This is a genomic window from Pseudomonas sp., assembly GCF_030696055.1.
Taxonomy (GTDB): Bacteria; Pseudomonadota; Gammaproteobacteria; order Pseudomonadales; family Pseudomonadaceae; genus Aquipseudomonas.
On record NZ_JAUYNP010000277.1, the window covers coordinates 1 to 10,891 of the forward strand.

At 63.0% G+C, this 10,891-nt stretch carries 12 protein-coding genes; 10 read left to right on the forward strand and 2 right to left on the reverse strand.

Annotation, left to right across the window (positions count from 1 at the left end; all coding sequences use genetic code 11):
* A partial coding sequence (locus Q8Q83_RS16355) for a hypothetical protein (RefSeq protein WP_305625188.1) occupies window positions 1-192 on the reverse strand: 192 nt, incomplete at its 3' end.
* Between the two features lie 271 nt (window positions 193-463).
* On the opposite strand from Q8Q83_RS16355, the gene Q8Q83_RS16360 reads away from it, so the two are divergent.
* The 10 genes from Q8Q83_RS16360 (at window position 464) to Q8Q83_RS16405 (ending at window position 9,303) form a co-directional block, all read left to right on the forward strand.
* Window positions 464-1,087 carry a CDP-alcohol phosphatidyltransferase family protein gene (locus tag Q8Q83_RS16360; RefSeq protein WP_305625189.1) on the forward strand — a complete coding sequence of 208 codons (624 nt, stop codon included), beginning with the start codon at window positions 464-466 and terminating at the stop codon, window positions 1,085-1,087.
* Window positions 1,088-1,097: 10 nt separating this feature from the next.
* Window positions 1,098-2,855 (forward strand): bifunctional alpha/beta hydrolase/class I SAM-dependent methyltransferase, encoded by a 1,758-nt coding sequence (locus Q8Q83_RS16365; RefSeq protein ID WP_305625190.1) that lies wholly within the window; start codon window positions 1,098-1,100, stop codon window positions 2,853-2,855.
* Window positions 2,855-4,216, forward strand: a complete 1,362-nt coding sequence (locus tag Q8Q83_RS16370; protein ID WP_305625191.1) for a phosphatase PAP2/dual specificity phosphatase family protein — start codon at window positions 2,855-2,857, stop codon at window positions 4,214-4,216. Before Q8Q83_RS16365 ends, Q8Q83_RS16370 begins: the two co-directional genes overlap by 1 nt.
* Window positions 4,206-4,661, forward strand: a complete 456-nt coding sequence (locus Q8Q83_RS16375; RefSeq protein WP_305625192.1) for a hypothetical protein — start codon at window positions 4,206-4,208, stop codon at window positions 4,659-4,661. The genes Q8Q83_RS16370 and Q8Q83_RS16375 overlap by 11 nt, the downstream gene beginning before the upstream one ends.
* Before the next feature lie 10 nt (window positions 4,662-4,671).
* Entirely contained in the window at window positions 4,672-5,292 is a 621-nt protein-coding gene (locus Q8Q83_RS16380; RefSeq protein WP_305625193.1) for a 1-acyl-sn-glycerol-3-phosphate acyltransferase, read from the forward strand.
* Between the two features lies 1 nt (window position 5,293).
* The gene (locus Q8Q83_RS16385; RefSeq protein WP_305625194.1) at window positions 5,294-6,235 is read left to right on the forward strand and encodes a phosphatidate cytidylyltransferase; all 942 of its coding nucleotides are present in this window, start codon (window positions 5,294-5,296) and stop codon (window positions 6,233-6,235) included.
* A 44-nt stretch (window positions 6,236-6,279) separates the two neighbouring features.
* Window positions 6,280-6,438 carry a hypothetical protein gene (locus Q8Q83_RS16390; RefSeq protein ID WP_305625195.1) on the forward strand — a complete coding sequence of 53 codons (159 nt, stop codon included), beginning with the start codon at window positions 6,280-6,282 and terminating at the stop codon, window positions 6,436-6,438.
* On the forward strand, window positions 6,428-7,927 hold the full coding sequence (locus tag Q8Q83_RS16395; RefSeq protein ID WP_305625196.1) for an ATP-binding protein: 1,500 nt from the start codon (window positions 6,428-6,430) through the stop codon (window positions 7,925-7,927). Before Q8Q83_RS16390 ends, Q8Q83_RS16395 begins: the two co-directional genes overlap by 11 nt.
* A gap of 9 nt (window positions 7,928-7,936) precedes the next feature.
* Window positions 7,937-8,554 carry a response regulator transcription factor gene (locus tag Q8Q83_RS16400; protein WP_305625197.1) on the forward strand — a complete coding sequence of 206 codons (618 nt, stop codon included), beginning with the start codon at window positions 7,937-7,939 and terminating at the stop codon, window positions 8,552-8,554.
* Window positions 8,555-8,814: 260 nt separating this feature from the next.
* On the forward strand, window positions 8,815-9,303 hold the full coding sequence (locus tag Q8Q83_RS16405; RefSeq protein ID WP_305625198.1) for a heme-binding protein: 489 nt from the start codon (window positions 8,815-8,817) through the stop codon (window positions 9,301-9,303).
* A gap of 129 nt (window positions 9,304-9,432) precedes the next feature.
* Here Q8Q83_RS16405 and Q8Q83_RS16410 read toward each other — a convergent pair.
* Window positions 9,433-10,891 (reverse strand): toprim domain-containing protein (locus Q8Q83_RS16410; protein ID WP_305625199.1); only part of this gene is annotated, 1,459 nt, incomplete at its 5' end.

Below are 10,891 nucleotides of genomic sequence, written 5' to 3' on the forward strand. Positions count from 1 at the left end.
TTGCGCGGGGCCAGGCACGAGGAGCGTAGTTTGGTCATTCCAAATAAGTGACGAGAAACGCAGCAGCGCGCAAAAACAGGCCCGGCCCTTCGGGTTGCGCGGCAAATTGCGCCAGGCGGTGTTGCAGGACTTGGCAAGGGAACGACCATTGCCGGCGTCCAGCGCCTTGCCTGGCGCAATTTGGCGCAGCAACGCGGCTCGCTGCGAAACGTCAACAGACCCTAGGCCACTTGTGGATAAGCTGTGCGTCAAATACCGGCAGACTGCTATTAACCCACTCAACTAGCTGATTACTAAAACCTTTAAGTCGAGCCAGGAAGGCTCGGCCATTGGGTATAAGTTTTACCCGCTGAATATCGAGTTGGCGAATCAAGCACTCGCGCACAGTCTTCGGCCACTGCGCGCCGGCTAAAGCAACTAAGCTGACTCGACCCATCACCGCATCGAAAGGGAATTCTGCTGAATGCTGTCGATCTACCAGCTCAAGCCACGTTTTCAGAACCTGTTACGCCCCGCTGTAACCCGTCTGCACGCCATGGGCATCACCGCCAATCAGGTGACCCTGGCCGCCGCCGTGGTTTCCGTACTGCTCGGCGTCCTGCTGGCGGCATTTCCTCAGCACAGCTGGCTGTTTGCCCTGATCCCCCTGTGGATGCTGCTGCGCATGGCGCTCAACGCGGTGGACGGCATGCTGGCCCGTGAATTCGGCCAACAGTCCAGACTCGGCGCCTACCTCAATGAACTCTGCGACCTGATCGCCGACAGCGCCCTGTTCCTGCCGTTCGCCCTGTTGCCCGGCGTCTCGCCGCTGCTGGTGGTGACGCTGGTACTGGCGGCCCTGATCAGCGAATACGCTGGCGTACTCGGGCCCATGGTCGGTGCCTCGCGGCGCTACGACGGCCCCATGGGGAAAAGCGATAGGGCGTTGTGTTTCGGCGTGCTGGGTGCCGGCGTGGCCTGCGGTCTGCTCCCGCCCCTATGGATCAACAGCCTGCTCGCGCTGATTCTCGCCCTGCTGCTCTACACCCTCTATAACCGCGTGCGCCAAGGCTTGGCCGAAGCCGCACGCTCTGTCGATTCGAAATAAGGACATCTCGATGCGCGAAGCCCAACACCTCAGCTTTACCACCCATGACGGCGTCGAGCTGTGCTATCGCCATTGGCCCGCCGTTTCGACTACATCCGCAACAGCACGGCGCGCCCTAGTGATGTTCCACCGCGGTCACGAACACGGCGGGCGCATGGCCCATCTGGTCGATGAACTGGATCTGGCCGATTACGACTTTTTCGCCTGGGACGCCCGCGGCCATGGCCTGTCGCCAGGTGAACGCGGCGACAGCCCCAGCTTTGCCACCAGCGTGCGCGACGTGCAGAGCTTTATCGACCATATAAGCGCCAGCCATGGGTTGGCGGTGGAAGACCTCGCCGTATTGGCGCAGAGCGTCGGTGCCGTGCTGGTCTCGGCCTGGGCCCATGACTATGCGCCGAAGATCCGCGCCCTGGTGCTCGCCTCGCCGGCGTTCAAGGTCAAGCTCTATGTGCCTTTTGCCCGGCCGGGTTTGCAGTTGATGCGGGCGCTGCGCGGCAATTTCTTCGTCAACAGCTATGTCAAAGCCAAGTTCCTTAGCCATGATCCGGCGCGTATCGCTTCCTTCGACAACGACCCGCTGATCACCCGGGCGATTTCGGTGAATATGCTGCTCGGCCTGTATGACGCCGCCGAGCGGGTGGTCGCCGATGCCCAGGCGATCCAGATTCCCACTCAGCTGCTGATCTCCGGGGCCGACTTCGTGGTGCAGCGCAAGCCCCAGGAGCAGTTCTTCGAGCGCCTCGGCAGCCTGCGCAAGGAGAAGCACATACTCCCCGGCTTCTTCCACGACACCCTCGGCGAACGTGATCGCAGCCATGCCTTGAGCCGCGCCCGGCGCTTTCTCCTGCGATGTTTCGAAGAGCCGGTGGCGCGCCCCAGCTTGCTGGATGCCGACCGCCTGGGCGCGACCTGCGCCGAGGCGGAAAGCCTGGCGGCGCCGCTGCCGAAGAACTCCCTCGGCGACCTCTACTGGCGCGCCACCCGCGCCGGGCTCAAGCTCGGCAGCGGCCTGGCCGATGGGGTCAAGCTGGGCTTTGCCACAGGTTTCGACTCCGGCAGCACCCTCGATTACGTCTACCGCAACCAGCCCGCCGGCACCTCGGCCCTGGGCCGGATGATCGATCAGAACTACCTCAACTCCATCGGCTGGCGCGGCATTCGCCAGCGCAAGCTGCACGCCGAGGAACTGCTGCGCCTGGCCATGGGCAAACTGCGCGAGCAGGGCAGCGCGGTGCGTATCCTCGACATCGCCGCCGGTCATGGCCGCTATATCCTCGAGGCCTTGGAGGGTGTGGAGCAGCAACCGGACTCGATCCTGCTGCGCGATTACAGCGATATCAACGTGCGCGACGGTGCCGCGCTGATCGAGCAGAAAGGCCTGGGGGCGATTGCCCGCTTCGTCAAAGGCGATGCCTTCGATCGCAACGACCTGGCGGCACTGAATCCCAAGCCGACCCTGGCGGTGGTTTCTGGTCTGTATGAGCTGTTCGGCAGCAACCAGATGGTCGGCGATTCCCTGGCCGGCTTGGCGGCGGCCGTGGAAAAGGGCGGTTATCTGGTGTACACCGGGCAGCCCTGGCATCCCCAGCTGGAGTTGATCGCCCGCGCCCTGACCAGCCATCGCGGCGGCGAAGCCTGGGTGATGCGCCGGCGCAGCCAGGCGGAGATGGACCAGCTGGTCGAGGCCGCGGGTTTCCGCAAGCTGACCCAGCGCATCGATGAATGGGGCATCTTCAGCGTGTCCCTGGCGCAACGGGTGTCCTGATGAACAGTGCCTCGGTTACCCGCGAAGCCGGGCTGTGGAAGCGCGGCGTACTCTGGCTGCTGCTGCTCGCCCCGCTGTTCTTCGCCAGCTACAGCTTGGCCAACTGGCTGACTGGCCAGCGCGAGGATGTCGGCACCCTGGTATTCGCCTGGGAAAGCCAGATTCCACTCTGGCCATGGACTATCGTTCCGTACTGGTCGATTGACCTGCTTTATGGATTGTCCTTCCTGCTGCCCGCTACACGCCGCGAGATGGATCGCCATGCCTTGCGCCTGCTCAGCGTGCAGCTGCTGTGCATCGGCTGTTTTCTGCTCTGGCCGCTGCGTTTCACCTTCGAGCGCCCCGAGCTGGATGGCCTGTTCGGCCAGATGTTCGATGTGCTGATGGGCTTCGACAAACCCTTCAACCAGGCACCCTCGCTGCATATCGCCCTGCTGGTGATCATCTGGGTGATGTTCGCCCGGCATACCCGCGGCCTGTGGCTGCGCGGCCTGCTGCATGGCTGGATGGCCCTGATCGGCCTGTCGGTACTGACTACCTGGCAGCATCACTTTATCGATCTGCCCACAGGCGCCTTGGCCGGTTGGCTGTGCGTCTGGTTATGGCCGCTCGCCGCGCCAAGCCCGCTGCAGCATTGGCAACTGACGCGCGATCCTAAGCGCTGGCGCCTGGCTTTGCGCTATGGCTTGGGCGCCACCCTGGGTACGGCGCTGGCGGTAAACCTAGGAGGCGCCTGGTTATGGCTGTTATGGCCGATCGGCTCCTTGCTGCTGGTGGCGTTGAACTATGCCCTGTTCGGCGCCGAGGGTTTCCAGAAGGGTGCCGATGGCCGTCTGAGCACTGCCTCTTGCTGGTTGCTCGCGCCTTATCTAGCCGCGGCCTGGCTGAATTCGCGGCTCTGGACCCGGGCCCAAGCGCACGCCGATGAAGTAGGCGAGGGGGTTTGGCTCGGGCGTATTCCTGCGGCGGGGCAGGCCGATAGATTCAACGCCCTGCTCGATCTCTGCGCCGAGCTGCCGGTAAACACTCAAGGCAAGACCTACCGCTCACTGCCAGTACTGGACCTGACCGCCCCCAGCGCGCAAACCTGCCTGCACGCCGCGCAAGCCATCGAAGCCCTGCGTCAGCCAGGGCCGTTGCTGGTGTGCTGCGCCCTCGGTTATTCCCGCAGCGCCACCGCCGTGGCGGCCTGGCTGCTGTACAGCGGTCGCTGCCGCGATGTGCCCGAGGCAATCGAACGCCTACGCCTGGCGCGGCCGCAAGTAGTGTTGGCCGAGGCCCAGCAGCACGCCCTCAGCGACATGCTGCAGCTCAGCCGCAAGCAACCACAGGATGAGCTGGCGGTTGCCCATGGCTGCTGAGATGCATCTGCACGTGGTGGCCAGCCTGCTGCGCCGTGGCCGCTCGCTGGATTGCCTGTCCAGCGGGCTGACGCTGCTCGCCCTGCTGCTAGGCCTGGCGCCGCTGCTGGGTGCCGCCGCGCAGCCATTGAATGCCCTGCTCTGCGCCTTGCTGGTAACCCTGGGCTTGATAGAGAAGTACTGGGCGCTGCGCGTGGCCCTGGATGCCGAGCTGTTCCAGCGCCTGGCCGCTGCCCCGGAACAATTGCCAAGCCGTACTGCCGAGCTCGATCAGGCCCTCGCTCAGCTCGGCCTGCAACCGCCGGGAATGCCTGCACGCCCCTGGGACGAACGCAGCCGTGGCGCGCTGCGGCTCTTGCGTCTGCAGGCACTCTGGTTATTGACCCAACTGCTGCTGGCCGGGCTGATCATCCTCGGCCTGCCCTGGCTTTCCATCACCGGATAAGGAACCGTCCATGCTCGCCGCCCTGACCGCCTTCGCCATCACCTCGGCTGCACGCCTGCTCACCGGCGCCCGTGCGCTCTGGCTCGGCTGCACGGCGCAGCCGGTACAACGCCTGTACTACGCCAACCACAGCAGCCACGGCGACTTCGTGCTGCTCTGGGCTGCGCTGCCCGATGAGCTACGCCGCAACACTCGGCCGGTGGCTGGCGCCGATTACTGGCAACGCGACAAGCTGCGCCGTTACCTGATCAACAAGGTCTTCAACGGCGTCTTGATCGAGCGCGAGCGCAGCTCGCCCCACAGCAATCCCTTGCAACCCATGCTGGATGCCTTGGATAACGGCGACTCGCTGATTCTATTTCCCGAAGGCACACGCAATCTGGAAGACGGCTTGTTGCCCTTCAAGAGTGGCTTGTACCACCTGGCCAAGGCCCGCCCACAGGTCGAACTGATTCCGGTATGGATTGCCAACCTCAACCGGGTGATGCCGAAGGGCAGGGCGTTGCCACTGCCCTTGCTGTGCACCCTGAGCTTTGGCGCAGCGCTGGAACGGCTCGAAACTGAAAGCAAGGAGGCGTTCCTCGAACGTGCGCGCGACGCCCTGCTGGCCATGGCCCCCGAGGAAGCTTGAGATGGATAACAACACCCTGTTGCTGTTCGCCGGTATCGGTGCGCTGCTGCTACTCGCCTCGACCATCGGCTTCTTGCTCAAGCGCCGCTGCGGCGATGCACCCAATCCGGTCATAGATAACCTCAACGCCAGGATCAACGCCTGGTGGGTGATGGTGCTGGTGATCGGCACGGCCTTTCTATTCGGCAATAGCGGCGTGATCCTGCTGTTCTACTGCGTGTCCTTCTACGCCCTGCGTGAATTTATGACCCTGACCCCAACCCGGCGTAGCGACTACCCGGCGCTGGTGGCGGCCTTCTATTTCGCCCTGCCGATGCAATACCTGCTGATCGCGTTCGACTGGTACGGTTTGTTCGTCATCTTTATCCCGGTGTACCTATTTCTCCTGCTGCCGATCCTGGCCTCCCTGGGGGGCGACACCACGCGCTTTCTCGAGCGTACGTCCAAGGTGCAATGGGGGCTGATGATCGCGGTGTACTGCATCTCCTCGGTGCCGGCCCTGCTGACCCTGGATATCCCGGGCTATGAAGGGCGCAATCTGCTGCTGATCGCCTGGCTGATCATAGTGGTGCAGCTCTCCGATGTACTGCAGTACGTCTGCGGCAAGCTGTTCGGCAAACACAAGATCGCCCCATTGCTGTCCCCGTCGAAAACCGTGGAAGGCTTTGTCGGCGGGATCAGCCTGGCCTGCCTGGTGGGTGCCCTGCTGTGCTGGATTACCCCTTTCAGCTTCTGGCAGGCCGCGTTGATGGCCTTTATCGTCAACCTGCTGGGTTTCGCCGGCGGCCTGGTGATGTCGGCCATCAAGCGCGATCGCGGGGTAAAGGACTGGGGCCATATGATCGAAGGCCACGGCGGCATGCTCGATCGCCTCGATTCGGTGTGCTTTGCCGCACCTATCTTCTTCCACTTCGTGCGCTACTGGTGGGTGCCGCTGGCCTAAACCAGCTCGTCATCAGAACTAGCGGGTCTAAAACCAGGCAAGCTGTGCTTGCCTGGGCGCCGCTGGTTATTGAAGATAACGCCAATACTTCGGCCTGCGCCGCTCAGCGGCAATGGCTGCTTATCCAGAACCTGGTCAAAAACCAACAGATCAGCCCGGCGGGTTTTCTAGCCATCGGCCGAGTTATTCCAAATGCCTATTGAATCCACCCTTGCCAGACGCTGGTGGCTGCCAATTGCCAGCGGACTGGCGCTGATGCTGCTCTACAGCGCCTGGCTGCTGCTCGACAGTCAGGCGAGCCACGCTCAGACCTTCGAAACCGACTCGCGCATCCTGCATCGGCTGTTGACTCAGAGGGCCGAACAGCATGAGGCGATTTTCGCTGCCTTGCTGGCCGCCGAAGCCACAGTCGCGGAACAGGACCAAGGACTGCTGCAGAGCTTCGCCGTCGCCCTGCAGCATGCCTACCCCCAGGTCGCCGGCATCGAGCGCTATCGGCAGAGCGCGGATGGTCAATGGCAACAGATGGAGGCTGGGCATGCGCCTGCGCAGACCGCTGTGCCTGCCGTTGTGCTGGACAGTGCCAGCAGCGCAGGGGCCTTGACTGTGCTGGCGGACGCGGACGGCTATTTCCGCCTGCTGCGCAAAAGCCCGGCTGGCAGCGTGCATAGCATCCGTATCGCTACCCAGCGCTTGCTCGAAGCCGAGGAGAAGCCGCCGGCGACCATGAGCCTGCAGCTGACAACGGACGCCGGCCTGACGCTGTGGCAGGTGCCGGCCGAACGGCAGAGCTGGCCCTGGCTCACCCCGCTGGAGTTTCACAAGGCACTGAGCAGCCGCTCGCAACCCTTGCTCCTCAGCACACGGCAGCCACCGCTGGCGGAAACCTTGCCCTGGCTGCGCTGGCTGGCAGGGCTGGGGATTATCGGCCTGGCCTGCGCGCTGTTCTTCTGGGCATTCGAGCAGTACCAGCGCTCGCGCCTGGCCCAGCGCCGCCTGCTGTTTGCCCAGGCCTCGCGGATCAGCAGCATGGGCGAGTTGGCCGCCGGCATCGCCCACGAGGTTAACCAACCCCTGACCGCCATCCTGGCCACCAGCCAGGCCCTGGCCCACCTGATCGACGATGAGCCGCCCGATCTAGCCGGCGTGCGTCAGGCCGCGGCCAACCTGGCCCGCCACGCCAAGCGCGCCGGGGCTATCATTCACCGCCTGCGCCAATTTATCTCGCCGCAGACCAGCCAGGCCACTGCGGTCGAGCTGAAGGCGGTGGTCGAGGAGGCCTTGGCGCTGTTGCAGGAAAGCTTCAAGCAACAGCAGATCAGGGTCAGCACCGCACTGCCGGGCGGCTTGCCGCCGGTGCTCGGCGATGCGGTCGGCTTGGAGCAGGTGCTGGTCAATCTGCTACTGAATGCCAGCGAGGCCATGGCCGAGCTGAGCCAGCGTCATCTGCATATCAGCCTGCAGCGCGCCGGGCAGAAGCTGTTGCTGGAGATCAGCGACTCGGGCCCCGGCCTCGATGCGGAATCCAGCAAGCGTCTATTCGAGCCGTTCTACACCACCAAACCCGCCGGGCTCGGACTCGGCCTGAGCATTTGCGCTAGCATCGTCGAACAGTCGGCGGGCCAGCTGAGCGCGCGCAATGGTCCAGCGGGCGGTTGCATCCTCAGCCTGACTCTACCGCTATTTGCATAAGGAGCCTGGATGTACCAGCAATCCCCCGTGGTCTATCTGCTCGATGACGATCCCGATGTGCGCGAGAGCCTGGCCTTGCTGCTGCGCTCGGTCGGTGTGCGCAGCCAAGACTATGCCTGCTGTGCGGACTTTCGCGCCGGCTGGGACCCCTCTGTTATCGGCTGCCTGATTCTGGATATCCGCATGCCGGGCGAATCGGGCCTGCAGTTGCTGGAAAGCCTGGCCGAGCAGCAGATCGATCTGCCGGTGATCATGCTCACCGGCCACGGCGACCTGAGCGCCTGCCGCCGCGCCTTTCGCAGCGGCGCGGTGGAGTTCCTCACCAAGCCGGTGGACGAAGAGGCCCTGATCGAGGCCGTGCAGAGCGCCATCCGCGCCCATATCGACAGCCGCGAGAAGAGCAAGGTGTCCAGCCAGGCCCAGGCGCATCTGGCGCGCTTGACCGGCCGCGAGCGTGAAGTGCTGGCGAGTATCGCCGAGGGGCTGTCCAACAAGCAGATCGCCAAGCTGCTCAGCCTGTCGCCACGCACTGTGGAGACGCACCGGGCCAACCTGTTCGACAAGCTCGAAGTGAGCTCACTGGCGCAACTGGTCAGGTTGTATTGGCTAGCTCTCGATCCGCCCTGAGAACCTGTTTACGATCTGCTGCGCGTCGGCCATCCGGCGTTAAAAACAGCCTCGGAATGCTCATTTACAGCTCGTAAACTCCGCTTCCTCGGCTGTTTTTGCCTTGTCTGGCTCTAGCTCGCGAGATCGTAAACAGGTTCTGAAGAGTATCCCTAAGTAGTTTTACCGACTCGCCTCCGCAGCTGCGTCTATGGTTTGCCGAGTGGCCGCAGGACAGAATCCAGCTTCGTCACTCAGTCATCCAGCAACCAGGAGGCAGCATGAAACTGTTCACCCCATTGGCCATCTGCGGCCTTGCCGCTCTCAGCATCCAGGCCCAGGCCAGCGTTGTGATCGAACGGACCATCGGCCAACAACTCGCCGCAGAGATAGTCAATGCGGCCGTCGCCAGCTGCTCGGCCCAGGGCTATCAGGTCAGCGCCACAGTGGTGGACCGTGCCGGTAATGTGCAGGCCGTGCTGCGCGCCGACAATGCCGGCCCGCATACCCTCGACTCCAGCCGGCGCAAGGCCTACACCTCGGCATCGATCAAGGCACCAACCTCCAAGGTGCTGGAGACCGTGCAGAAGAATGCCGCCGCGCAGAACCTGCCGATGATCGACGACTTCCTGATTCTGGCCGGCGGAATGCCGATCAAGGTGGGCGATGAGGTTGTGGGCGGCCTGGGTATAGGCGGGGCCCCAGGCGGCCATCTGGACGAGCAGTGCGGGATCGCCGCCCTGGACAGCATCAAGGCCAAGCTCAACTAAGTTGCATAGCTGACGCCGAACAACGCACAAATAAAAACCCCGCTGGGCAGGCCTAGCGGGGTTTTTATTTGTGCAGCGAGACATAACTTTGAGCGAGGAGGGCAAGCAACTGCCCCCTCTACAACGGCCTTAGAAGTCCAGGTTGGACACCGCCAGGGCGTTGGTCTCGATAAAGTCGCGGCGCGGTTCTACGGCGTCGCCCATCAGGGTGTTGAAGATCTGATCGGCGGCGATCGCGTCTTCGATACGCACCTTGAGCATGCGGCGCACTTCCGGGTCCATGGTGGTTTCCCACAGCTGATCCGGGTTCATTTCACCCAGACCCTTATAGCGCTGGATGCTGTGGCGCTTGGTGCTTTCAGTCATCAACCAGCCCAGGGCTTCCTTGAAGGTAGTGACCAACTTCTTGCGCTCACCACGCTGCACGTAGGCTCCCTCTTCCAGCAGACTGTTCAACTGGTCGCCGAGGCTGGTGACCGTCTTGTAGTCGTTGCTGGCGAAGAAGTCGCGGTTGAAGGTGATATAGCTGGAAACCCCATGGGAGATCAGTTCGACTTCCGGCAACCAGAGATGACGTTCCTGGTCTTCGCGCAGGCTGGTCTTGTACAGCAGGCCGGATTTCTCCATGCCTTTCAGGCGCGCATCGAGCAGGCTCAACCAGTGCTGCATGGCGTCTTTATCCGCCAGCTGCTCGCTTTCCACCCGCGGGATATAGACGAAGTGCTCGGTGAGCTCCAGCGGGTACAGACGCGACAAACGGTTGAGGGTCTTCATCACCAGGCGGTAATCGTTGACCAGGCGCTCCAGCGCTCCGCCAGACAGGCCGGGGGCGCTTTCGTTGACGTGCAGGCTGGCGTCTTCCAGGGCCGATTGGGTCATGTATTCATCCATGGCCTCGTCGTCCTTGATGTACTGCTCCTGCTTGCCCTTCTTGACCTTGTACAACGGCGGCTGGGCGATATAGATGTAGCCGCGCTCGACCAGCTCCGGCAACTGACGGAAGAAGAAGGTCAGCAGCAGGGTGCGGATGTGCGAACCGTCGACGTCGGCGTCGGTCATGATGATGATGTTGTGATAGCGCAGCTTGTCGATGTTGTATTCATCGCGGCCGATACCGCAGCCCAGGGCGGTGATCAGGGTGCCGACTTCCTGGGAGGAAATCATCTTGTCGAAGCGGGCTTTCTCGACGTTGAGGATCTTGCCCTTGAGCGGCAGGATCGCCTGGGTCTTGCGGTTACGGCCCTGCTTGGCAGAACCGCCCGCGGAGTCCCCTTCCACTATGTAGAGTTCGGAAAGGGCAGGGTCTTTTTCCTGGCAGTCGGCCAGTTTGCCGGGCAGGCCGGCGATGTCCAGCGCACCTTTACGGCGAGTCATCTCACGCGCTTTACGGGCTGCTTCGCGGGCACGCGCGGCATCGATCATCTTGCCGACCACGGCTTTGGCTTCGCCCGGATTTTCCAACAGGAAGTCGGAGAAATACTTACCCATCTCCTGTTCGACCGCGGTTTTCACCTCGGAGGAAACCAGCTTGTCCTTGGTCTGCGAGCTGAACTTGGGGTCCGGGACCTTCACCGAGATAATCGCGGTC

Bases quoted from the DNA above. Each gene is read 5' to 3' on its own strand.
- Q8Q83_RS16360 (WP_305625189.1), top strand. From the start codon at position 464: ATGCTGTCGATCTACCAGCTCAAGCCACGTTTTCAGAACCTGTTACGC.
- Q8Q83_RS16365 (WP_305625190.1), top strand. From the start codon at position 1,098: ATGCGCGAAGCCCAACACCTCAGCTTTACCACCCATGACGGCGTCGAG.
- Q8Q83_RS16370 (WP_305625191.1), top strand. From the start codon at position 2,855: ATGAACAGTGCCTCGGTTACCCGCGAAGCCGGGCTGTGGAAGCGCGGC.
- Q8Q83_RS16375 (WP_305625192.1), top strand. From the start codon at position 4,206: ATGGCTGCTGAGATGCATCTGCACGTGGTGGCCAGCCTGCTGCGCCGT.
- Q8Q83_RS16380 (WP_305625193.1), top strand. From the start codon at position 4,672: ATGCTCGCCGCCCTGACCGCCTTCGCCATCACCTCGGCTGCACGCCTG.
- Q8Q83_RS16385 (WP_305625194.1), top strand. From the start codon at position 5,294: ATGGATAACAACACCCTGTTGCTGTTCGCCGGTATCGGTGCGCTGCTG.
- Q8Q83_RS16395 (WP_305625196.1), top strand. From the start codon at position 6,428: ATGCCTATTGAATCCACCCTTGCCAGACGCTGGTGGCTGCCAATTGCC.
- Q8Q83_RS16400 (WP_305625197.1), top strand. From the start codon at position 7,937: ATGTACCAGCAATCCCCCGTGGTCTATCTGCTCGATGACGATCCCGAT.
- Q8Q83_RS16405 (WP_305625198.1), top strand. From the start codon at position 8,815: ATGAAACTGTTCACCCCATTGGCCATCTGCGGCCTTGCCGCTCTCAGC.